Consider the following 21,339-nt stretch of genomic DNA (forward strand, 5'->3'; position numbering starts at 1 on the left):
ATGCGGGCGGCGTTGCGCCAGGGGGGTCCGGACCTGCCACCCCTTGATCGTCGCCGCTGGGCGGCCGGGCCGCGCGACGGCGTGGCCCTTACGAGTCATCAGGGGAAGGCCGTCCGTCTGCGGGTGGGCAGGCGGACGGGGCGGCTTCTCAGCGGCGGCAGGGGGCGCGCTCACTCGGGTGGGAGCGGCCGGGGGTCTCGCTTCGGGGCGCGAGAGCGGGGGCGTCCCCAGCGGGAGGCCGGGGGGACAGTGGCCCTCAGCGGTGACACATTCGACAACACATGGCACGCTCACCTGCCGGCAGGGTGCCGGTGGGGGTCCATTTCGTCGTCGCAGTCATGTGAGCCAGTAAATCAGATCGATCGATCCCGTCCCAATTATTCGGACCGACCGTCCGCAATGCGGACGGCTACCGCTGTGACCTGCGGTGACACGCCTCGGCGCCGCCACCGATGGTCCGAATGGTGGCGGCGCCGGGTGGGGCGCGGGGCGGAGCGGGGCTCAGGCGGTGGCGGCGAGGCGCACCCCGGCGGGCTTCTCCAGGTGGACCAGGGTGAGCCGGCCGTCGATCTGCTCGACGGTGGTCTGGCGGTAGCCCTGGCGGGCGTAGAGGCGCAGGTTGCCGAGGCTGCGGTGGCCGGTGAAGAGGCGGTAGGCGGTCAGCGGGCCGTCGCCCTCGGCGAGGCGGCGCTCCAGCGCCTCCAGCAGGCGTCCACCGAGGCCGTGGCGCTGCATCCGGGGGTGGACCACCAGGCGCCCTATCCGGCCGATGCCGTCCGGGCCGACCTGGCCGCGGACGCTGCCGACCACCTCGCCGCCGAGGCGGGCGACCAGGAAGTGCTGCTCGGTCAGCTCCTCGCGCAGGCTCTCCAGGGACTGCGTCAGCGGCTCCAGGGTCCAGTCGCCGTACAGCTCGGCCTCGCTCTGGTAGCCGAGGTACTGGAGTTTGAGGATCTGTTCCGCGTCCTCGGCGTCCGCCGCCGCGATGATCACGCTCATGCCCATGTGCTGGGGCCTCCCCATCGTCGTGCCCGGCGCGCAAACGTGAGGGTGCCGCACCGGATGCCCTGCCGGAGATGTCCCGGCCGGGGATCTGCCCTGACCGGGGGTGGCGCACGAACGTACCAGCCGCAGGGCCCTGGTCGGGCCCGCGACACCGGCGACGCGCTCACGCTCAGTATCCAAGCGATCGCGGCGTCGTCAAGAGCTACGTTCGCCACCGCTCTACCCGCGTGTCAGCTGCTCTCAACCTCCCGGCCGCCCGACGTGGCGAGGGTCACGTCGGACCGCCGGGGCGGGCCGGGCGCGGGTGGCGGACGGGGACGGACGGGCCGGACCGCACGGCGGGGCCCGGCGGGCGGGCGCGGACGGGCGGTCGCGGCGGGCGCGGACGGGCGGCGACGGGGTCACAGGTGGCGTTCGGTGTGCAGCAGGGTGCGCAGGCAGGCGAGGCAGCGGGAGCGGGTGGGGCCGATGGAGCCGTGCGGCATGCCGAGGCGGACGGAGAGCTCGCGGTAGCTCGGCGGCGGGTCCTCGGCGAGGGCGGCGACCAGTTGCGGGCAGCGGCCGGGCAGCGCCGCCACCGCCTCGCGGACGACGCGTCGGCGGCGCTCGGCGAACACCTGCTCCTCGGCGGAGGGGGCGTGGGGGAGGTTGGTGCACATACGGTGAATGACTCGCCCCGGGCGGGGCCGGTCACGGCCGTCGGGGCCGGAGCACGCGAAAGGGGCGCGGCGGTCAACCCGCCGCGCCCCTCCCCCGGCTTCGGGGTCAGCCCTTGACCCACTCCTGCTGGGCCGCCAGGTCCGCCTTCACCTCGGCGAGCTGGACGGCGACCGCCGACGGGGCCGTGCCGCCGCGCCCGCTGCGCGAGGCGATCGCACCGTGGACGCTCAGCACGGAGCGGACCTCGGGGGTCAGGTGCGGCGAGATCCCGGCGAACTGCTCGTCCGTCAGGTCGCCGAGCTCGATGCCCTGTTGTTCGCAGACCTTCACACAGGCGCCGGCCACCTCGTGCGCGACCCGGAACGGCACGCCCTGCTTGACCAGCCACTCGGCGATGTCGGTGGCGAGCGAGAAGCCCGCCGGGGCCAGCTCCTCCAGCCGCTCCCGGTGCACGGTGAGGGTGGCCATCATCCCGGTGAAGGCCGGCAGCAGCACCTCCAGGGTGTCGCAGGAGTCGAAGACCGGCTCCTTGTCCTCCTGGAGGTCCCGGTTGTAGGCGAGCGGCAGTGCCTTGAGCGTCGCCAGCAGGCCGGTCAGGTTGCCGATCAGGCGGCCGGACTTGCCCCGGGCCAGCTCGGCGATGTCCGGGTTCTTCTTCTGCGGCATGATCGAGGAGCCGGTGGAGAAGGCGTCGTGCAGCGTGATGAAGCCGAACTCCTTGGTGTTCCAGATGATCACCTCCTCGGCGATCCGGGAGAGGTTGATCCCGATCATCGCCGTGACGAAGGCGAACTCCGCGACGAAGTCCCGCGAGGCGGTGCCGTCGATCGAGTTGCCGACCGAGCCCCGCTCGAAGCCCAGCTCGGCGGCCACGGCCTGCGGGTCCAGGCCGAGCGAGGAGCCGGCCAGCGCGCCGGAGCCGTACGGCGAGACGGCCGTGCGGACGTCCCACTGGTGCAGCCGCTCGGCGTCCCGGCCGAGGGCCTGCACGTGCGCGAGGACGTGGTGGGCGAACAGGACGGGCTGCGCGTGCTGGAGGTGCGTGCGGCCCGGCATGGCGGTGTCGGGGTGCGCCTCGGCGAGGCCGACCAGGGCGTGCTGGAGGTCGAGCACCAGGCCGCCGATGATCCTCGCGTGGTCCCGCAGGTACATCCGGAAGAGCGTGGCGATCTGGTCGTTGCGCGAGCGGCCGGCCCGCAGCTTGCCGCCGAGGTCGGCGCCGAGCCGCTCCAGCAGACCGCGCTCCAGCGCGGTGTGGACGTCCTCGTCGGCGATCGTGCCGGTGAAGGTGCCGGCCTCGACGTCGGCCAGCAGCCGGTCGAGGCCGCCGAGCATCCCGGCGAGCTCCTCGTCGCTCAGCAGGCCGGCCTTGTGCAGGACGCGGGCGTGGGCCTTGGAGCCGGCGATGTCGTACGGCGCGAGGCGCCAGTCGAAGTGCACCGAGGCGGAGAGCTTGGCCAGCGCCTCGGAGGGACCGTCGGCGAAGCGTGCGCCCCACAGGCGGACGTCGCCACCGGAGGCGTTCTGGTCGGCAGACATCGCTTGGGCTCCTTACGCGGGTGGTTCGGGAGGGGTTCGGAGGGGTTCCGAAGAGGGGGTGGGCCCCGGCCGCGGGGTGCGACGGCCGGGGCCCGGTGAGGGTGGCCTGTCAGGCGAGGTCGCGCCGGGCGGCGATCTTCGAGGACATCCCGAAGATCTCGATGAAGCCCTTGGACATCGACTGGTCGAAGGTGTCGCCGGTGTCGTACGTGGCGAGGTTGAAGTCGTACAGCGACTGGTCCGACTTGCGGCCGTTGACGACGGCCCGGCCGCCGTGCAGGACCATCCGGATCTCGCCGGTGACGTGCTGGTTGGCCTCGTTGACGAAGCCGTCCAGGGCCCGCTTGAGCGGGGAGAACCACAGGCCGTCGTAGACCAGCTCGGCCCAGCGCTGCTCGACCTGCCGCTTGTAGCGGGCCAGTTCGCGCTCGACGGTGACGTTCTCCAGGGCCTGGTGGGCGGTGATCAGGGCGATCGCGCCGGGGGCCTCGTAGATCTCCCGGGACTTGATGCCGACCAGCCGGTCCTCGACCATGTCGAGGCGGCCGATGCCCTGGGCGCCGGCCCGCTTGTTGAGCTCCTCGACGGCCTGCAGGACGGTGACCTTGCGGCCGTCGATGGCGACCGGGACGCCGGCGTCGAAGGTGATGACCACCTCGTCGGCCTCGCGCTGGAGGGCCGGGTTCTGGGTGTACTCGTAGACGTCCTCGATCGGGGCGTTCCAGATGTCCTCCAGGAAGCCGGTCTCGACGGCCCGCCCGAAGACGTTCTGGTCGATCGAGTACGGGGACTTCTTGGTGGTGGCGATCGGCAGGCCCTTGGCCTCGGCGAAGGCGATCGCCTTGTCCCGGGTCATCGCGTAGTCGCGGACCGGGGCGATGCACTTGAGGCCGGGGGCCAGCGAGTTGATGCCGACCTCGAAGCGGACCTGGTCGTTGCCCTTGCCGGTGCACCCGTGGGCGACGGTGGTGGCGCCGTGCTTCTGCGCGGCGGCGACCAGGTGCTTGACGATGACCGGCCGGGACAGCGCGGACACCAGCGGGTACTCGCCCTGGTAGAGGGCGTTGGCCTTGATGGCCGGCAAGCAGTACTCGTCGGCGAACTCGTCGCGGGCGTCCGCGACCTCGGCCTCGACGGCACCGCAGTCCAGCGCGCGCTGGCGGATGACGTCCAGGTCCTCGCCGCCCTGGCCGACGTCGACGGCGACGGCGATGACCTCGGCGCCCGTCTCCTCGGCGATCCAGCCGATGCAGACGGACGTGTCCAGACCGCCCGAGTAGGCGAGTACGACGCGCTCGGTCACGGCTTTCTCCTTCACAACTGTGCGAACAGGTTTACGGCGATAGGCATAAGTATGCACTACACCGTATGAAACTCAAAACCCCGGCACACGGGTGCGGGGAGGCGGGGTCGCGCGGGCCCTGCCGGGCGGGCGCGCGGGGGTGGGGACGGGCCGGCTCCGGCGCGGCGCGCGGGGCGCGCGGGTGCGGGGAGGCGGGGAGGCGGGGCGCACGGGTGCGGGGTGCGCGGGTGCGGGGAGGCGGGGCGCACGGGTGCGGGGTGCGGGGTGCGGGACGCGCGGCAGGGGGCCGAAACGGCCGGTGGGCCCGGAGTCCGGGCCCACGGGAGGGTCTACTGGGCCTTCGCCTGAGCCAGTTGCATCAGGTGGTCGGCGAGGGCCTGGCCGCCGAACGGGTCGCGGCTGATCAGCAGCACGGTGTCGTCGCCGGCGATGGTGCCGATGATCTCGAACACCTCGGCCTGGTCGATCGCGGACGCCAGGAACTGCGCGGCGCCCGGCGGGGTGCGCAGCACGACGAGGTTGCCGGAGGCGGTGGCGGAGACCATGAGTTCGCCGGCCAGCCGGGCCATCCGGCCCTCGCTGGCCGACTCGCCCATCGGTGCGCGCGGCGTGCGGTCGCCGCCCTCGGCCGGGACGGCGTAGATGAGCGCGCCGTCCCGGTTGCGGATCTTGACCGCGCCCAGCTCGTCCAGGTCCCGGGAGAGGGTGGCCTGGGTGACCACCAGTCCGTCGTCCGCGAGCAGCTTGGCGAGCTGGCTCTGTGAGCGGACGGGCTGGCGGGTGAGCAGGTCCACGATCCGCCGGTGGCGCGCGGTGCGGGTCTGCGGGACCTGCGGCGTCGGGCCGGCGGCGGGTTGGCCGGAGTGGGGAACGGTCATGTGATTATTCTCCCGGACTACGCTCGGCTCGCATCGGCCGGGGCGTTCTCGCGCACCGACCGGAGGATGTCCGGCAGCGCGGCGAGGAAGGCGTCCGCCTCCTGTTCGGTGAGCACCAGCGGGGGCGCGAGCCGTACGGCGTCCGGGACGGCGGCGTTCACCAGGAAGCCGGCCTGCTGGGCGGCGGCCTGGAGCCGGGCGGAGACGGGTTCGGTGAGCACGATGCCGAGCAGCAGTCCGGCGCCGCGCACGTGGGAGACGAGCGGGTCGCCGATCGCCTCGATGCCGTGCCGCAGCCGCTCGCCGATCTTGCGGGCGTGCTCCAGCAGCCCCTCGGACTCGATGGTGTCGAGGACGGCGAGGGCGGCGGCGGCGACCACCGGGTTGCCGCCGAAGGTGGTGCCGTGCTGGCCGGGGGTGAGCAGGTCGGCGGCGTCGCCGAAGGCCAGGACGGCGCCGATCGGCAGGCCGCCGCCGAGGGCCTTGGCGAGGGTGACGACGTCCGGGTCGACGCCGTCCTCGGCCTGGTGGGCGAACCAGTGGCCGGTGCGGCCGACGCCGGTCTGGATCTCGTCCAGGACGAGCAGGGTCCCAGTGGCGCGGGTGATCTCGCGGGCGGCCCGGAGGTAGCCGTCGGGCAGCGGGATCGCGCCGTTCTCGCCCTGGACGGGCTCCAGGAAGACGGCGGCGGTCCCGGTGGTGACGGCGGCGCGCAGGGCCTCGATGTCGCCGAACGGGACGTGGGTGACGTCGCCGGGCAGCGGGAGGAAGGGCGCCTGCTTGGCCGGCTGGCCGGTGAGCGCGAGGGCGCCCATCGTCCGGCCGTGGAAGGCGCCCTCGAGGGCGACGACGTGGGTGCGGCCGGTCCGCCGGCTGATCTTGAAGGCGGCCTCGTTGGCCTCGGCGCCGGAGTTGCAGAAGAAGACCCGCCCCTCGCGGCCGGAGAGCGCGAGAAGCCGCTCGGCGAGCGCGATGGTGGGCTCGGCCATGAAGAGGTTGGAGACGTGGCCGAGGGTGGCGATCTGGCGGCCGACCGCCTCGACGACGGCGGGGTGGGCGGTGCCGAGGGCGTTGACGGCGATGCCGCCGAGGAGGTCGGTGTACTCCTTGCCGTCGGCGTCCCAGAGCTTGGCGCCCTCACCGCGGACCAGCGGGATGCGCGGGGTGCCGTAGTTGTCGGTGAAGGCGTGCTGCCACCGGTCGGTGAGCTGTTCGTTGCTGGTCATGCGAGTCCCCCGGTCACGGTCGGTTCGTCGTCCGGCACGACCATCGTGCCGATGCCCTCGTCGGTGAAGATCTCCAGCAGCAGGGAGTGCTGGACCCGGCCGTCCAGGACGCGGGCGGTCCCGACGCCGGAGCGGACGGCGCGCAGGCAGCCCTCCATCTTGGGGAGCATGCCGCTGGCCAGGCCGGGCAGCAGCTCCTCCAGTTCGCTCGCGTTGAGCTGGCTGATCACGTCGTCGGAGTTCGGCCAGTCGGCGTAGAGGCCCTCGACGTCGGTGAGGACGACGAGCATCTCGGCGCCGAGGGCGACCGCGAGGGCGGCGGCGGCGGTGTCGGCGTTGATGTTGTAGACGTGGCCGTCGGTGCCCCGGGCGATCGAGGAGATCACCGGGATGCGGCCGTCGGCGATCAGCGCCTTCACGGCGCCGGCCTCGATGTTGACGATGTCGCCGACCAGGCCGATGTCCACCTGCTCGCCGTCGACGACGGCGTAGCGCTTGACGGCGGTCATGGTGTGGGCGTCCTCGCCGGTCATCCCGACGGCGAACGGGCCGTGGCCGTTGAGCAGCCCGACGAGTTCGCGCTGGACCTGGCCGGCGAGCACCATCCGGACCACGTCCATGGTCTCGGGGGTGGTGACCCGCAGGCCGTTGGTGAAGGAGGACTCCAGGCCCAGCTTGGAGAGTTGGGCGCTGATCTGCGGGCCGCCGCCGTGCACCACGACGGGGTGCAGGCCCGCGTAGCGCAGGAAGACGACGTCCTGGGCGAAGGCCGCCTTGAGGCCCTCGTCCACCATGGCGTTGCCGCCGAACTTGATCACGATGGTCTTGCCGTGGAAGCGCTCCAGCCACGGCAGGGCCTCGATCAGCGTCATGGCCTTGGGCAGCGCGGTGTTGTTGCGGGCCTGTTCGCCCTTGGGTGCGATCTGCACGTCTTCTGGTCCCCGGCTCGGTTGGCTGGTGGCGGCTGTCAGCTGGAGTAGGCGCTGTTCTCGTGCACGTAGTCGGCGGTGAGGTCGTTGGTCCACAGTGAGGCGGCGGCCTGGCCGGCGTTGAGGTCGGCGGTGATGACGATCTCGCGGCCGGTCATGTCGACGAGGTCGCGGTCCTCCCCCACGCTGCCGTTGCGGCAGACCCAGATGCCGTTGATGGCGACGTCGAGCCGGTCGGGGTCGAAGGCGGCGGCGGTGGTGCCGATCGCGGCGAGGACGCGGCCCCAGTTGGGGTCCTCCCCGTGGAGGGCGCACTTGAGGAGGTTGTTGCGGCCGATGACGCGGGCGACGTCGACGGCCTCGTCCTCGGTGGCGGCGCCGGTGACGTCGATCCGGATGTCCTTGCTGGCGCCCTCGGCGTCGCCGATCAGCTGGCGGGCGAGGTCGGCGCAGACGGTGCGGACGGCCTCGTCGAACTCGGCCTGGCCGGGGGTGGTGCCGGAGGCGGCGGAGGCGAGCAGCAGCACGGTGTCGTTGGTCGACATGCAGCCGTCGGAGTCGACCCGGTCGAAGGTGGTGCGGGTGGCGGCGCGCAGCGAGGTGTCCAGGGCGGCGGCGTCGAGGTCGGCGTCGGTGGTGAGGACGACGAGCATGGTGGCGAGGCCGGGGGCGAGCATGCCGGCGCCCTTGGCCATGCCGCCGACCGTCCAGCCGGCCGGGCTGGTGACCTGGGCGGTCTTGTGGACGGTGTCGGTGGTCTTGATGGCGATCGCGGCGGCCTCGCCGCCGGTCTGCGTGAGCTCGGCGGCGGCGAGGGCGACGCCGGGCAGCAGGACGTCCATCGGGAGGCGGACGCCGATCAGGCCGGTGGAGGCGACGGCGACCTCGCCGGCGCTCAGCCCCAGCTCCTCGGCGACCCGTTCGGCGGTGGCGTGGGTGTCCTGGAAGCCGAGCGGGCCGGTGCAGGCGTTGGCGCCGCCGGAGTTGAGGATCACGGCGGAGACCTGGCCGCCCTTGAGGACCTGCTCGGACCAGAGGACGGGGGCGGCCTTGACGCGGTTGGCGGTGAAGACGCCGGCGGCGGCGAGCGAGGGGCCGTCGTTGACGACGAGGGCGAGGTCGGGGGTGCCGGAGGCCTTGATCCCGGCGGTGACGCCGGCGGCCCGGAAGCCCTTGGCGGCGGTCACGCCCACGTTCTGGTGGTCGGTCACGGTGCGACTCCGTTCAGGGGAAGGCCCAGCTCCTCGGGCAGCCCGAGGGCGATGTTCATGCTCTGTACGGCGCCGCCGGCGGTGCCCTTGACCAGGTTGTCGATCGCGCTGATCGCGATGATCCGCCCGGCGTTCTCGTCCAGGGCGACCTGGACGAGGGCGGCGTTGGAGCCGTAGACGCTGCTGGTCTGGGGCCACTGGCCCTCGGGCAGCAGGTGGACGAAGGGCTCGTCGGCGAACGCCTCGGTGTAGGCGGCGCGCAGGCTCTCGTTGGTCACGCCGGGCCTGGCCTTGGCCGAGCAGGTGGCGAGGATGCCGCGCGGCATCGGGACGAGGGTGGGGGTGAAGGAGACGCTGACCCGCTCGCCCGCGACGGGGGTGAGGTTCTGGGACATCTCCGGGGTGTGCCGGTGCAGGCCGCCGACGCCGTAGGCGCTGACGTTGCCCATCACCTCGCTGCCCAGCAGGTGCGTCTTGGCGGCTTTGCCGGCGCCGGAGGTGCCGGAGGCGGCGACGATCACGGCCTCGGGCTCGGCGAGCCGTGCCGCGTACGCGGGGAAGAGCGCGAGCGAGACGGCGGTCGGGTAGCAGCCGGGGACGGCGATCCGGTTGCCGCCCTTGAGTGCGGCGCGGTGGCCGGGCAGCTCGGGCAGGCCGTAGGGCCAGGTGCCGGCGTGCGCGGAGCCGTAGAACTGCTCCCAGTCGGCGGCGGCCTTGAGCCGGAAGTCGGCTCCGCAGTCGACGATCAGCACGTTCTGGCCGAGGGCCTCGGCGACGGCGGCGGACTGGCCGTGCGGCAGGGCCAGGAACACCACGTCGTGGTCGGCCAGCACCTCGGGGGTGGTGGGCTCCAGGATCCGGTCGGCGAGCGGGATCAGGTGCGGCTGCAGCGCGCCGAGCCTGGTGCCCGCGTTCGAGCCGCCCGTCAGCGCCCCGATCTCCACCTCCGGGTGGCCGAGCAGCAGGCGCAGCACCTCACCGCCCGCGTAACCGCTCGCGCCGGCGACGGCGACTCGCAATGCCATGGCAGTTTCCCTCCTTGGTCGGAGCATGAATATACGCATCACGGAACATTCATGCAAGGGAGTGCAGGGCGGGGCCACGGTGCGCCCGCTCCGCACCCCCGGGCCGGGATGCTCCGCCCGCCGCCTGGACGACTGCCCCGGCAGCGAGATGAGCTTAGGCTACCCTTAGTTGATCGTGGGGCGTCCCGCACGGGGCGCGGCCGGCCGGGTCAGCGGCGGACGGCCCGCAGCACCACGAACTTGGGGTTGCCGGCGACGAGTTCGCAGTTGCCGAAGAGGCGGCGCAGCTTGACGTGGTAGCCGAGGTGCCGGTTGCCGACCACCCAGAGCTCGCCGCCGGGGCGCAGGGCGCGGCGGGCGCCGGTGAACATCCGCCAGGCGGTGGCGTCGGTGGTGGCCTGGTGGGAGTGGAACGGCGGGTTGTTGAGGACGAGGTCCACCGAGCCGGGTTCGACCGCCTCGGCGCTCAGCGCGTCGGCGGCGCGGAACTCGGCGGGGGCGTCCGGGCCGAGGTTGGCGCGGAAGGTCGCCTCGGCGGAGGCGACGGCCTGGTGGGACTCGTCGATGAACAGGAGCCGGGCGCCGGGGGCGGCCAGCGCGGCGGCGGTGCCGACCACGCCGTTGCCGCAGCCGAGGTCGACGACCGTGGCGCCGGGGGCCGCGGTCGGCAGGTGGCCGAGGAGGAACCGGGTGCCGATGTCCAGGTGTTCGGCGCAGAAGGTGCCGGCGTGGTTGGTCACGGTGCGCCCGGAGGCGGCGCCGATGTCGGCGGGCAGGGCGTAGCTGCGCGGCCAGGGGCTCGGACCGGGGTCGAGCGCGGGGTCGGGGGTGCAGAAGATCAGCCGGGCCTTGCGGACCGCGAGGGAGGTGCGGGTCGGGCCGAGGATGCGCTCGAAGAGCCGGAGGGTGGAGGTGTGGATCTCCGTGACCATGCCGGTGCCGACCACCACCGTGCCGGGGTGCATCGCGGGGGCCAGCCGGTGCAGTTGGTCCTCCAGCAGCGCGAGGCTCTTGGGGACGCGGACCAGCAGGACGTCGATGCGGTCCGGCGGGGTGTCGCGGGTGGAGAGCAGCCGGACCGCGGCGGGGTCGGCGCCGCGGCGGGCGAGGTTGGCGGCCGTGGCGCGCTGGGCGAGGTGGGAGTCGCCGATCCCGGTGGGGCGGTGGGCGGCGAGGGCCGTGGTGAGGGCGCCCCAGCGGTCGCCGAGGACGACGACGGCGCGGCCGGCCAGGTCGGTCGCGGCGCCCTGGGCGCTGTCGCCCTCGCCCGCGAGGTGGCGCAGCAGGTACTCGTCGGCGGCGTCCCAGGCGCGCAGTTGCTCGCGCGGGTCCTCCGGGTAGCGCGTGAGGTCGTAGGTGCCCCACGGAGTGGCGAAGGACGTGGCTGCGGGCGTGCTGAGGCGGTTCATCGTGATCTCAGGCTAGCCGACGGGCGGGCGGCGGCGGCCCGGGCGGCCGATACTGGAAGGGCCCGCCCGGAGGGGCCGGACCGGAAGGGGCCTGGGCCATGGACTGGAAGCTCGAAGTGGTGGTCGTCCCGGTGGCGGACGTGGACCGGGCCAGGCTGTTCTACGAGGAGCAGGCCGGGTTCACCGTCGACCACGACACCCGGCTCGGTGACGGTGTGCGGGTCGTGCAGCTCACGCCGCCGGGTTCGGGGTGCTCGATCGTGGTCGGCACCGGGGTGACGGAGGCGCCGCCCGGCTCGATGAAGGGCCTGCAGCTGGTGGTGGCGGATGTGCAGCGGGCACACGGGGAGCTGGTCGCCCGGGGCGTGGAGGTCAGCCCGGTCCAGCACTTCGAGGACGGCGCCCGGGTGGACGGGCCGGGCGGGGAGTGGAACTCCTTCGTGTTCTTCAACGACCCGGACGGCAACGGCTGGGCCGTCCAGGAGTCGCCGCCCCGGTAGGCGCGGGTGTTCTGCGGGCTGCGGCCCGGGCCGCGGGCCTGGGTAGGCTCGGAGGATGGTCGAAGACGAGGGAAGCGTCCGGGTCGACAGCTGGATCTGGTCGGTGCGGCTGACGAAGACCCGGGCGCTGGCCGCGGCGGCGTGCCGGGCCGGGCATGTGCAGGTGAACGGGGACCGGGCGAAGCCGGCGCAGGCGTTGAAGCCCGGGGACGAGGTGCGGGTGCGCCAGGACGGGTTCGAGCGGGTCGTCGTGGTGAAGCGGCTGGTCCGCAAGCGGGTCGGCGCGGGTGTCGCGGCCGAGTGCCTGGTGGAGACCGGCCCGCCGCGCCCGCCGCGGGACCAGGTGATGGTGGCCGGCGAGCGCGACCGGGGGGCCGGGCGGCCCACCAAGCGTGACCGGCGCGAGCTCGACCAGCTGCGCCAGGGGCGGTAGTACGGCCGGCGGTCGGGGGCGGCCCGTGCGGGGCGGCCCGTGCGGCGCCGTACCGGGAGCCGTGCCGAACGCCGCGCGGCCCCGGGCGCCCGGAAGGCGGCGCCGGGGCCGGTCGGCCGCCCGGTGGTTCAGCGTTCGGCGGTGCCCGGAGAAGACGGCTGAAGGCCGGTCAGTGCTTGCCGGTCAGTGTTTGAAGGCGACGGCCGCGTACGCGGAGACGTCCTGCCACCCGGTCGGCAGCTGCCCGGTGGGGACGTGCCCGGCCTCCGGACGCCAGAGCGGGAGTTGGACCAGGCCCGGGCCGGTGAACTCGAAGTCCCCGAAGAACGGCTCGACGGCGGCGCGCGGGCGCAGCACCAGCGGGGCGCTGGCGCTCTTGTAGATCCGGGTGCCCTCGGCCGCGCTCTCCCGGGAGGCGAAGTCGGGGCTGCCGTGCGAGAGGATCAGCGCGCTGCCCGGCGCGAGCGCGTCGCGCAGGGTCCGGACGATCTCCTGGGCGCCGTCCTCGTCCCGGATGAAGTGCAGGACCGCGACCAGCATCAGCGCCACCGGCTCGCCGAGGTCGACGGACGCGCGCAGACCGGGGTGTTCGAGGATCGAGACCGGGTCCCGCAGGTCGGCCTCGATGACGGAGGTGTGTCCGGCGGGGTGGCCGGCCAGCAGCGCGCGGGCGTGGGTGGCCACGATCGGGTCGTTGTCGATGTAGACCACGCGGGCGTCCGGGGCGGCGCGCTGGGCGACCTCGCTGGTGGAGCCGATGGCGGGGATGCCGGTGCCGATGTCGATGAACTGGCGGATGCCCCGGCCGGCCACGAACTCGACGGCGCGGCCGAGGAACTCGCGGTTGGTGCGGGCCAGCAGCGGCAGTGCGGGGTAGGCGGCGATGGCGGCCTCGGCGGCCTTGCGGTCGGCCTCGAAGTTGTCCTTGCCGCCGAGGTAGTAGTCGTACATCCGGGCCGTGTGCGGGACGCCGGTGTCCAGCTCGGTGGGCGGCTGCCAGTCCTCGGACTTCGCCCAGTCCCAGTCCGTGTCCGCCCCCGCGGCCGCCACGGCGGTGCCCTCGTCCTCGTGCATCCTGTCCGCCCCCTATGCTGACCTGCCGGAATGCGCACCGCTGCGCTGCAGTGCCCCGGCCGACCAGCGAACTGCTCGGCGGGAACGGTCTGTTGCCACGTACCGGGCGGTGCGCCGTGATCGTATCCGACGACACCGTGCGGAAACAGCGCGAGTGCAGGTTCCTGCAACGCCCGCCCGGCCGGGTACGGGCACGTCAACCCGACCCCGGGGGCACCCTCCGAATCGCCTGGGCGCCGCGTCGTCCCTATGCTGACTGCCGATGACTGCCGACCGCCGCACCGTACTGCGCTCCGCCGCCAAGCTGGCCGTTCTCACCGCCGTCGGCGGGCTGCTCACCGCGTGCGGGGACAACACCCCCCGCCGGGCGGATCCCGGGCTCCTCGCCGTACACGCCGGCACCGTCGACCCGCAGGGCGGCGACCCGGGCGCCGTCGACCCGGCCTGGGCGGCCGGCGAGGGCCCGGCCTCCCCCGCGCCGACCGCCTCGCCCGACCCGGCCCCCTCCCCGGACCTCCCGGCCACCCCCGCCCCGACCGCCACCGCGCCGCCCGCCCCGCCCGCACTGCCGCCGCTGGCCCCGGGCACCCCGGCCGAGGTCGCGTACGGGCCGCGCACCGGCCGGAACGTCGCCCTGACCTTCCACGGCAGCGGGGACCCGAAGCTGGCCACCGCCGTGCTGGAGATCGCCGAGCAGCGCGGCGCCAGGCTCACCGTGATGGCCGTCGGCAGCTGGCTGGACCAGCAGCCGCAGATGGCCCGTCGGATCCTGGACGGCGGCCACGAGTTGGGCAACCACACCCAGAACCACCAGAACATCTCCACGATGACGCCGGAGCAGGCCCGCGCCGAGATCGCCCAGTGCGCGGAGCGGCTGCAGCGGCTCACCGGTTCGATCGGCCGCTGGTTCCGGCCGTCCGCCGCCCAGTACGCCACTCCGATGGTGCGCGAGCAGGCCCGGGCGGTCGGGTACGAGCACGTGCTCTCCTTCGACGTGGACCCGCGCGACTACAGCGACCCGAGCGCCGCCGAGCTCCAGCGCCGGGTGCTCGGCTCGGCCAAGGGCGGCTCGGTGGTCGCGCTGCACATGGGCCACCAGTGCACGGTGGACGCGCTGCCCGGCATCCTCGACGGCCTGGCCAAGGCCGGGCTCAAGCCGGTCACCGCCAGCCAGCTCTGCGCGTAGGTCCTGTCGGGCCCCCGGCCCTCGGACTCCCGGCCCGGCGGGCTCAGCCCATCGGGTCCTGCGGCCCGTAGGGGCGCAGCCGCAGCGTCCGGGCGTCGGCTTCGCGGATCTCCTCGGCACGCCGGACCAGCTCCTCCAGGTTGTCCCGTCCGGCGTGGATGAAGCGCCCGTGCAGGGCGTCGAAGCGGCCGCGCGCCGCGTCCACCGTGACGGCGACCATGTAGGGGATGGAGCCCCAGGTCTTCATGTCCTGGAACATCGGCATCCCGGCGGTCATGTCGGTGGCCACTGCGCCGGGGCTGATGTCGAGGACCACGATGTGGTGTCCGGCGAGCGAGTCGGCGATGTTGTCGGAGAGCTGGAACAGCGCGCCCTTGGAGGTGGCGTAGGCGGTGTAGTTGCCGTCGGGGCGCAGCGCGAACCCGGAGTTGAGGTTGACCACCCGGCCGCGGCCGCGCTCGACCATGCCGGGCAGGACGCAGCGCAGCAGGTTGTAGGGGCCGCGCAGGTTGGTCTCGATCACCTGCCACCAGTGGTTGGGGTCGGTCTCCCAGAGCGGGACCTCGGCGCGGTCGACCTGGCCGGCGTTGTTGACCAGGAGGTCGACCGGGCCGAGGTCGCGTTCGACGACCCGGACGGCCTCGCGGACCGAGCCGTGCCGGGTGACGTCCGCGGTGACGGCGACCCCGCGGGAGCCGTGCCGGGCGCACTCCTTGAGGGTGTCGGTGAGGGTCTCGTGGGTGCGGCCGACCAGGCCGACGCCCATGCCCTCGGCGGCCAGGCCGATGGCGATCTCCCGGCCGATGCCCCGGCCGGCCCCGGTGACCAGGGCGACCTGTCCTCTGAGCGATCCCGACGGCATCCCGTTGCTCCCTTCGCCTGCCCCCGACCGTCCCGCATTCTGTCCGTCCGCGGGCGGGTCGGTACCCGGGCGCACGGGCGGCGGGAGCGGCCTCACCCGTTCGGCCCAGCCGGGGAGGGGATGACCTACCAGCCGGTACGGAGTAGTAACGTCGTCGGGGCGGTGCACCGGTTCACGCATTCCGGTACGCCCCCCGCTGAACAGCAGCTTGCTGGGACACCTCGCTGGGCCACCCCCAGCACCACCGAAGGGCAACGGAGTGAGTGACATCGCGCGCGTCGGAGTGATCGGCTGCGGTCTCATGGGGTCGGGCATCGCGGAGGTCTTCGCCCGGGCCGGGCTGGACGTCCTGGTGTCGGAGGCCAGCGGTGAGGCGCTGGAGTTCGGCCGGACCAGGCTGACCAACTCCCTGGACACCGCGGTCAAGCGCGGCAAGCTGACCCCCGAGCTGCGCGACGAGGCGCTGTCCCGGCTGGCCTTCACGACCGACCTGGCGGACTTCGCCGACCGCGACCTGGTGGTCGAGGCGGTCGCCGAGCGCGAGGACATCAAGGTCAAGATCTTCCAGACCCTGGACCAGGTGGTGGAGCGCCGCGACGCGATCCTCGCCTCCAACACCTCGTCGATCCCGATCGTGAAGCTGGCCGCCGCCACCTCGCGCCCGGAGCAGGTCATCGGCCTGCACTTCTTCAACCCGGCGCCGGTGCAGAAGCTGGTCGAGGTCATCCCGACGCTGACCACCTCGGCCGCCACCACCGAGCGGGTGGAGGCCTTCGCCACCCAGGTCCTCGGCAAGGAGCCGATCCGGGCCCGCGACCGCGCCGGCTTCGTGGTGAACGCGCTGCTGGTGCCGTACCTGCTGTCGGCGGTGCGGATGTTCGAGTCCGGCGTGGCGACCGCGTCCGACATCGACAAGGGCATGGAGGCCGGCTGCGCCCACCCGATGGGCCCGCTGCGGCTGTGCGACCTGATCGGCCTGGACACCATCGTGTCGATCGCCGAGTCGATGTACGACGAGTACAAGGAGCCGCTGTACGCCGCTCCCCCGCTGCTGTCCCGGATGGTCGACGCCGGGCTGCTGGGCCGCAAGTCCGGCCGCGGCTTCTACGACTACACCGCGAGCGTCTGACCGGAGCACGCGTGAGGGGCGGGGGAGGCCGCGGCCTCCCCCGCCCCTTCGTCGTGCCCGCGCTCAGCTGTTGATGGCGTAGCTGTCGCCGTAGACCTTCCACTTGAGCGGGGGGTTGAGGTCGAAGTTCTTCGCGTTCAGGAAGACCAGCTGCTCGGTGTCGACGCGGCTGGTGTCGGAGTGCGCCTCCTCCAGCTTCATGGCGGCCTTGCGGGCGTCCAGGAAGGCCTTGAGGTAGGTGGCCTCGTCGCCGCCCTGTGCGGGGGACTTGGCCTTCTTCAGGGCGTTCTTGCGGATGGTGCCGAAGCCCGCCGCGTCGAAGCCGCCGCCGTGCATGACGATGGCGTCGTAGTAGGCGAACTGGCCGAGCGCGCGCAGGCCGTCGGCCTTGGCCTGGTTGACGGCGGGGTTGAAGTAGACGCGGTCGCGCTCGTCGTTCTGGGCCTGCAGGAAGACGGAGTCCTTGGCGGCGGTGGCCCAGTCCTTCACGAAGGCGCTGCCGAGGCCGCTGTGCGACTCGGTGCCGTTGACCTTGCGCAGGGCCGGCAGGTACTTGGCGAGGATGTTGCCGGGCTTGAGGTCGGTGTAGTGCTCGACCAGGTCGAGCATGTCGCCGGTACCGGAACAGAAGCCGATGATGCCGGCGGTGTAGCCGCGCCCGTCCTTGATGTCCTCGATGTACTTGTACTGCGCCTTCCAGTCCAGCGAGGAGTTCTCGGCGCTGGACACCAGCTGCATCGCGATGTCCTTCTTGTGCGGGTCGTCCAGGCCGACGGCCTTCACCTGGACGACGGCCGCGGCCGGTGCGGCGTGGGCGGCGCCGGCCGCCGCCACGGTGGCGGGCGCGGCCACCAGGAGGGCGGCGAGGGCTATGCGTACGGTGCGGTGCTGCGGACGGTGCATCTGACGCTCCGTTTCCTTGGCCCGGGCAGGGGGTACCCAGGCTCCGTGGGAGTTAGGAAACTTTCCTAACTAAGAGATAGCGCCCACCGCGGCGCGCCCGCAAGGGGTTTGACGCAAACTCCTCAAGTCGACATCGCCTCAGGTCGCCATCGCTGCAAGCCGCAACCGCTTCAGACCGCGCGGCCGAAGCGCGCACCGCCCGGCACGCCGAAGGGCCCCTGGAGACCGGGTGGTCTCCAGGGGCCCTTCGGTTGCGGCCTGCGGATCAGGCGCCGCGCAGCACCGCGCCGGTGCGGGCGAGGGCCTCGGCCACGGCCGCCTCGCGGGCGGCGCTCGCCTCGTCGGCGGTCAGCGTGCGGTCCGCGGCGCGGAAGCGCAGCGCGTACGCCAGCGACTTGCGGCCGGTGCCGACCTGCTCGCCGGTGAAGACGTCGAACAGCCGGATGCCCTCCAGCAGTTCGCCCGCGCCGGAGCGCAGCGCCGCCTCCACCTCGGCGGCCGGGACGGCGGCGTCGACGATCAGCGCCACGTCCTGGGTGGCCACCGGGAAGCCGGAGACCGCCGGACCGGAGACCCGCTCGACGCCGTCGGCGGTGAGCAGGTCGAGGTCCATCTGCATCGCGCTGCTGCGCTCCGGAAGGCCCATCGCCTTCACCACGCGCGGGTGCAGCTCGCCGGCGTGGCCGACCACCCGGTCGGTGCCGGCGACCAGCAGCTCGGCGCAGCGGCCCGGGTGCCAGGGCATCAGCTGGCCCTGGCGCACGGTCAGTTCGACACCGGCCGCGCGGGCCACCGTGCGGGCCGCCTCGACGGCGTCCGCCCAGGAGGCCCCGGCGCCCTTGCCCCACCAGCCGGAGGGCAGCCGCTCGCCGGCCAGCGCGACGGCGACCCGGCGCGGCTGGTGCGGCAGGGCGGCGTCGAGGGCGGCGAGCTCCTCGTCGCTGGGACGGTGGTCGACGGCCGGGCGCGGCGCGACGGACAGCTCGTCCTTGGGCAGGAAGACGGTACCCGTCTCGAAGATCGCCAGGTCGGTGTTGCCGCGCCCGATGTTGCGGCGCAGCGCCCCGAGCAGGCCCGGCAGCAGCGTGGTGCGCAGCGCCGGCTCCTCGTCGTTGAGCGGGTTGACCAGCTTGACCGTACGGCGGCGGCGGTCGTCCTTCTCCAGGCCGAGCGCGTCGAAGGCGGCCTCGCCGACGAACGGGTAGTTGTTGACCTCGACGTAGCCGGCGCCGGCCAGCGCCACGCCGACCCGGCGGTGCATCCGCTGGGCCTCGGTCAGGCCCTTGCCCGGCGGCACGGTGGGCATCCGGGCGGGCACGTTGTCGTAGCCCTCCAGGCGGATGACCTCCTCCGCGAGGTCGTACGGGTCGGTGAGGTCGGGCCGCCAGGTCGGCGGGGTGACCTCCAGGATGTCGGCGCCCGCGACGGAGCAGCCGATCTCCTGCAGGCGGCGGGTGACGGTCTCGCGGCCGTACTCGGCGCCGGCCACCCGGTCGGGCAGGTCCGCGGCAATGGTGATGGTGCGCACCGGGTGCGGGGCGGCGATGTCGGTGACCCCGGCCTCGGCGGTACCGCCGGCGATCAGGACCAGCAGGTCGACGGCGCGCTGCGCGGCGGCGCGGGCGGCCTCCGGGTCGACGCCGCGCTCGAAGCGCTTGGACGCCTCGGAGGGCAGCTTGTGCCGCTTGGCACCGCGGGCGATGGCGACCGGGTCGAAGTGCGCCGCCTCGATGATCACCTCGGTGGTGCCCGGGCCTGCGGCCGGGTCGAGGATCTCGGTGGAGGCGCCGCCCATGACGCCGGCCAGGCCGATCGGGCCACTGTTGTCGCAGATCAGCAGGTCCTCGGCGGACAGCTTGCGCTGGACGCCGTCGAGGGTGGTGAGGCGCTCGCCGTTCTCGGCCCGGCGCACGGTGATCGGGCCGTCCACGCGCTGCTTGTCGTAGGCGTGCAGCGGCTGGCCGACCTCCAGCATCACGTAGTTGGTGATGTCGACGGTCAGCGAGATCGGGCGGATGCCGGACTTCTGGAGCCGGCGCTCCAGCCAGATCGGGGACTTGGCGGCGGGGTCGAGGCCGATCACCGTGCGGGCGACGAAGCGGTCGCAGCCGGCCGGGTCGGCGACCTTGACCAGGTAGCCGAAGGAGTTGGCCGGGGGCACGTCCAGCAGCGCCGGGTCGGCCAGCGGCAGCCCGTACGCGGCGGCGGCCTCACGGGCCACGCCGCGCATGGACAGGCAGTAGCCGCGGTCCGGGGTGACGGCGATGTCCAGCACCTCGTCGACGAGCTGGAGCAGCTCGATCGCGTCGGTGCCGGGCTCGTGGTGCTGCTCCAGCACGATGATGCCGTTGTGGTCGTCGCCCATGCCCAGCTCGCGGGCGGAGCAGATCATGCCGGCCGAGGTGTGGCCGTAGGTCTGCCGCGCGGCGATCGGGAACGGGCCGGGCAGCACCGCGCCCGGGAGGACCACGACGACCTTGTCGCCGACGGCGAAGTTGGTCGCGCCGCAGACGATCTCCTGCGGTGCGCCGGTGCCGTTGGCGTCGCCGACGTTGACGAAGCAGTGCCGGATCGGCTTCTTGAAGCCGGACAGCTCCTCGATGGAGAGCACCTGGCCGACGACCAGCGGGCCCTTGAGGTCGGCGCCGATCTGCTCGACGGTCTCGACCTCGAGGCCGGCGCGGACCAGGCGCTCCGCGACGTCGCGGCCGGTCTCGCCGGCCGGCAGGTCGACGTACTCGCGCAGCCAGGAAAGCGGGACGCGCATCAGATCTCCATCCCGAACGGGAGGGTGAAGCGGACGTCACCCTCGACCATGTCGCGCATGTCGGCGACGTTGTGACGGTTCATCAGGATCCGCTCCAGGCCCAGGCCGAAGGCGAACCCGCTGTAGCGGTTCGGGTCGACACCGCAGGCGATCAGCACGCGCGGGTTGACCACGCCGCAGCCGCCGAGCTCGATCCAGCCCTCGGAGGAGCAGGTGCGGCAGGGCTTGTCCGGGTTGCCGACGCTCTCGCCGCGGCAGACGAAGCACTGCAGGTCGATCTCGGCGCTCGGCTCCGTGAACGGGAAGTACGAGGGGCGCCAGCGCAGCTCCAGGCCGTCGCCGATCAGCTTGGACACCAGCTGCTCGATGGTGCCCTTGAGGTCGGCGAAGGTGATGCCCTCGTCCACGGCCAGGCCCTCGACCTGCCGGAAGACCGGGGTGTGGGTGGCGTCCAGCTCGTCCGTGCGGTAGACCCGGCCGGGGCAGACCACGTAGATCGGCGGCTCGCGGTCGAGCATCGTGCGGGCCTGGACCGGGGAGGTCTGGGTGCGCAGCACCACGCCGGAGTCGGCGGAGCCGTCCGGGGCCTGGACGAAGAAGGTGTCCTGCATCGAGCGGGCCGGGTGGTCCGGGCCCAGGTTGAGGGCGTCGAAGTTCAGCCACTCGGCCTCGACCTCGGGGCCCTCGGCTACCTCGTAGCCCATGGCCACGAAGGTGTCCTCGATGCGCTCGGCCATCGTGGTCAGCGGGTGGCGGGCGCCGCGCGGGGTGCGGTCGTACGGCAGCGTGACGTCCACCGCCTCCTCGACCAGTACGCGGGCGTCGCGCTCCGCCTCCAGCTCGGCCTGCCGCCGGGCGAGGGCCTGGTTGACGGCGCCCCTGGCCTGGCCGATCAGCTTGCCGGCGGCGGCCTTGGCGTGCGGGGGCAGGGCGCCGATCTCGCGGTTGGCGAGGGAGAGCGCGGAGCGGTCGCCGGTGTGGGCGACCTTGGCCTGCTTCAGCTCGTCCAGGGTGGTGGCGGCGGCGAAGGCTGCGAGGGCCTCGTCGCGGGCCTGCTCCACCACCTCGGGCTTGAGTGCCTCGACCTCGACCGGGTCGTACGACTTGTTGGGTGCCGACATCTCTATCTTCCCGTGCTCCTGCTCGTCCGTGCTCAGGTAAGGGGCTCGCCTCTGCGTCACGCCCGGCGTGGCCGGGGCACGGGCAACCGCTCTCCGTACCGAAGAGGGGGATGTCCGCGGCGCAGCCGCGCAGGGCGTTGCACAACGCCAAAGGTCGAGTGTAGTCGCAGTGCGTAGCG

General features: G+C 73.3%; 19 protein-coding genes. 4 read left to right on the top strand and 15 right to left on the bottom strand.

Annotated elements, in window-relative coordinates:
* Positions 1-501: 501 nt before the first annotated feature.
* The 10 genes from ACIGZJ_RS16415 to ACIGZJ_RS16460 form a co-directional block, all read right to left on the bottom strand.
* Entirely contained in the window at positions 502-1,005 is a 504-nt protein-coding gene (locus ACIGZJ_RS16415) for a GNAT family N-acetyltransferase (RefSeq protein WP_396457837.1), read from the bottom strand.
* A 401-nt stretch (positions 1,006-1,406) separates the two neighbouring features.
* The gene (locus tag ACIGZJ_RS16420) at positions 1,407-1,664 is read right to left on the bottom strand and encodes a hypothetical protein (RefSeq protein WP_396457838.1); all 258 of its coding nucleotides are present in this window, start codon (positions 1,662-1,664) and stop codon (positions 1,407-1,409) included.
* 106 nt (positions 1,665-1,770) lie between these two features.
* Positions 1,771-3,204 carry an argininosuccinate lyase gene (gene argH / locus ACIGZJ_RS16425; protein WP_396457839.1) on the bottom strand — a complete coding sequence of 478 codons (1,434 nt, stop codon included), beginning with the start codon at positions 3,202-3,204 and terminating at the stop codon, positions 1,771-1,773.
* 109 nt (positions 3,205-3,313) lie between these two features.
* Positions 3,314-4,507 (bottom strand): argininosuccinate synthase, encoded by a 1,194-nt coding sequence (locus ACIGZJ_RS16430; RefSeq protein ID WP_396457840.1) that lies wholly within the window; start codon positions 4,505-4,507, stop codon positions 3,314-3,316.
* Positions 4,508-4,836: 329 nt separating this feature from the next.
* Positions 4,837-5,385, bottom strand: a complete 549-nt coding sequence (locus ACIGZJ_RS16435) for an arginine repressor (protein ID WP_392933766.1) — start codon at positions 5,383-5,385, stop codon at positions 4,837-4,839.
* 17 nt (positions 5,386-5,402) lie between these two features.
* Entirely contained in the window at positions 5,403-6,611 is a 1,209-nt protein-coding gene (locus ACIGZJ_RS16440; RefSeq protein ID WP_396457841.1) for an acetylornithine transaminase, read from the bottom strand.
* Positions 6,608-7,483 (bottom strand): acetylglutamate kinase, encoded by an 876-nt coding sequence (argB, locus tag ACIGZJ_RS16445; RefSeq protein ID WP_396457922.1) that lies wholly within the window; start codon positions 7,481-7,483, stop codon positions 6,608-6,610. Before argB ends, ACIGZJ_RS16440 begins: the two co-directional genes overlap by 4 nt.
* 95 nt (positions 7,484-7,578) lie before the next feature.
* Positions 7,579-8,733, bottom strand: coding sequence for a bifunctional glutamate N-acetyltransferase/amino-acid acetyltransferase ArgJ (gene argJ, locus ACIGZJ_RS16450; RefSeq protein ID WP_396457923.1), 1,155 nt, complete (start codon positions 8,731-8,733; stop codon positions 7,579-7,581).
* A 14-nt stretch (positions 8,734-8,747) separates the two neighbouring features.
* A complete protein-coding gene (gene argC, locus ACIGZJ_RS16455; RefSeq protein WP_396457842.1) occupies positions 8,748-9,776 on the bottom strand; it encodes an N-acetyl-gamma-glutamyl-phosphate reductase in 1,029 nt (342 codons plus the stop codon).
* 209 nt (positions 9,777-9,985) lie between these two features.
* Positions 9,986-11,185 (bottom strand): methyltransferase, encoded by a 1,200-nt coding sequence (locus ACIGZJ_RS16460; protein ID WP_396457843.1) that lies wholly within the window; start codon positions 11,183-11,185, stop codon positions 9,986-9,988.
* A 98-nt stretch (positions 11,186-11,283) separates the two neighbouring features.
* On the opposite strand from ACIGZJ_RS16460, the gene ACIGZJ_RS16465 reads away from it, so the two are divergent.
* On the top strand, positions 11,284-11,685 hold the full coding sequence (locus ACIGZJ_RS16465; RefSeq protein ID WP_392933758.1) for a VOC family protein: 402 nt from the start codon (positions 11,284-11,286) through the stop codon (positions 11,683-11,685).
* A gap of 55 nt (positions 11,686-11,740) precedes the next feature.
* Positions 11,741-12,118, top strand: a complete 378-nt coding sequence (locus ACIGZJ_RS16470; protein ID WP_396457844.1) for an RNA-binding S4 domain-containing protein — start codon at positions 11,741-11,743, stop codon at positions 12,116-12,118.
* A gap of 183 nt (positions 12,119-12,301) precedes the next feature.
* On the opposite strand, the gene ACIGZJ_RS16475 is transcribed toward ACIGZJ_RS16470, so the two are convergent.
* Positions 12,302-13,192 (bottom strand): SAM-dependent methyltransferase, encoded by an 891-nt coding sequence (locus ACIGZJ_RS16475; RefSeq protein WP_396457845.1) that lies wholly within the window; start codon positions 13,190-13,192, stop codon positions 12,302-12,304.
* A gap of 262 nt (positions 13,193-13,454) precedes the next feature.
* Between ACIGZJ_RS16475 and ACIGZJ_RS16480 the strand changes: the two genes are divergently transcribed.
* Entirely contained in the window at positions 13,455-14,378 is a 924-nt protein-coding gene (locus ACIGZJ_RS16480; protein WP_396457846.1) for a polysaccharide deacetylase family protein, read from the top strand.
* Positions 14,379-14,421: 43 nt separating this feature from the next.
* On the opposite strand, the gene ACIGZJ_RS16485 is transcribed toward ACIGZJ_RS16480, so the two are convergent.
* The gene (locus tag ACIGZJ_RS16485; RefSeq protein WP_396457847.1) at positions 14,422-15,240 is read right to left on the bottom strand and encodes an SDR family NAD(P)-dependent oxidoreductase; all 819 of its coding nucleotides are present in this window, start codon (positions 15,238-15,240) and stop codon (positions 14,422-14,424) included.
* A 259-nt stretch (positions 15,241-15,499) separates the two neighbouring features.
* On the opposite strand from ACIGZJ_RS16485, the gene ACIGZJ_RS16490 reads away from it, so the two are divergent.
* A complete protein-coding gene (locus ACIGZJ_RS16490) occupies positions 15,500-16,369 on the top strand; it encodes a 3-hydroxybutyryl-CoA dehydrogenase (RefSeq protein WP_396457848.1) in 870 nt (289 codons plus the stop codon).
* A 63-nt stretch (positions 16,370-16,432) separates the two neighbouring features.
* Here the strand turns inward: ACIGZJ_RS16490 and ACIGZJ_RS16495 are convergent, their stop codons facing one another.
* The 3 genes from ACIGZJ_RS16495 to pheS all read right to left on the bottom strand — a co-directional run bounded on the left by ACIGZJ_RS16495 (position 16,433) and on the right by pheS (position 21,160).
* A complete protein-coding gene (locus ACIGZJ_RS16495; protein ID WP_396457849.1) occupies positions 16,433-17,272 on the bottom strand; it encodes a chitosanase in 840 nt (279 codons plus the stop codon).
* 265 nt (positions 17,273-17,537) lie between these two features.
* Positions 17,538-20,039 carry a phenylalanine--tRNA ligase subunit beta gene (gene pheT, locus ACIGZJ_RS16500; RefSeq protein WP_396457850.1) on the bottom strand — a complete coding sequence of 834 codons (2,502 nt, stop codon included), beginning with the start codon at positions 20,037-20,039 and terminating at the stop codon, positions 17,538-17,540.
* Positions 20,039-21,160: a phenylalanine--tRNA ligase subunit alpha gene (gene pheS, locus ACIGZJ_RS16505; protein WP_396457851.1), complete on the bottom strand. Its 1,122-nt coding sequence runs from the start codon at positions 21,158-21,160 to the stop codon at positions 20,039-20,041. The genes pheT and pheS overlap by 1 nt, the downstream gene beginning before the upstream one ends.
* Between the last annotated feature and the right edge of the window lie 179 nt (positions 21,161-21,339).

The organism is Kitasatospora sp. NPDC052868 (genome assembly GCF_044547105.1).
Lineage (GTDB): Bacteria > Actinomycetota > Actinomycetes > Streptomycetales > Streptomycetaceae > Kitasatospora.

Bases quoted from the DNA above. Each gene is read 5' to 3' on its own strand.
- argB (WP_396457922.1), bottom strand. From the start codon at position 7,483: ATGACGCTGATCGAGGCCCTGCCGTGGCTGGAGCGCTTCCACGGCAAG.
- ACIGZJ_RS16470 (WP_396457844.1), top strand. From the start codon at position 11,741: ATGGTCGAAGACGAGGGAAGCGTCCGGGTCGACAGCTGGATCTGGTCG.
- ACIGZJ_RS16440 (WP_396457841.1), bottom strand. From the start codon at position 6,611: ATGACCAGCAACGAACAGCTCACCGACCGGTGGCAGCACGCCTTCACC.
- ACIGZJ_RS16435 (WP_392933766.1), bottom strand. From the start codon at position 5,385: ATGACCGTTCCCCACTCCGGCCAACCCGCCGCCGGCCCGACGCCGCAG.
- ACIGZJ_RS16495 (WP_396457849.1), bottom strand. From the start codon at position 17,272: ATGCACCGTCCGCAGCACCGCACCGTACGCATAGCCCTCGCCGCCCTC.
- ACIGZJ_RS16420 (WP_396457838.1), bottom strand. From the start codon at position 1,664: ATGTGCACCAACCTCCCCCACGCCCCCTCCGCCGAGGAGCAGGTGTTC.
- ACIGZJ_RS16480 (WP_396457846.1), top strand. From the start codon at position 13,455: ATGACTGCCGACCGCCGCACCGTACTGCGCTCCGCCGCCAAGCTGGCC.
- argC (WP_396457842.1), bottom strand. From the start codon at position 9,776: ATGGCATTGCGAGTCGCCGTCGCCGGCGCGAGCGGTTACGCGGGCGGT.
- ACIGZJ_RS16465 (WP_392933758.1), top strand. From the start codon at position 11,284: ATGGACTGGAAGCTCGAAGTGGTGGTCGTCCCGGTGGCGGACGTGGAC.
- argH (WP_396457839.1), bottom strand. From the start codon at position 3,204: ATGTCTGCCGACCAGAACGCCTCCGGTGGCGACGTCCGCCTGTGGGGC.
- pheT (WP_396457850.1), bottom strand. From the start codon at position 20,039: ATGCGCGTCCCGCTTTCCTGGCTGCGCGAGTACGTCGACCTGCCGGCC.
- pheS (WP_396457851.1), bottom strand. From the start codon at position 21,160: ATGTCGGCACCCAACAAGTCGTACGACCCGGTCGAGGTCGAGGCACTC.
- ACIGZJ_RS16475 (WP_396457845.1), bottom strand. From the start codon at position 13,192: ATGCACGAGGACGAGGGCACCGCCGTGGCGGCCGCGGGGGCGGACACG.
- ACIGZJ_RS16485 (WP_396457847.1), bottom strand. From the start codon at position 15,240: ATGCCGTCGGGATCGCTCAGAGGACAGGTCGCCCTGGTCACCGGGGCC.
- ACIGZJ_RS16415 (WP_396457837.1), bottom strand. From the start codon at position 1,005: ATGGGCATGAGCGTGATCATCGCGGCGGCGGACGCCGAGGACGCGGAA.
- ACIGZJ_RS16460 (WP_396457843.1), bottom strand. From the start codon at position 11,185: ATGAACCGCCTCAGCACGCCCGCAGCCACGTCCTTCGCCACTCCGTGG.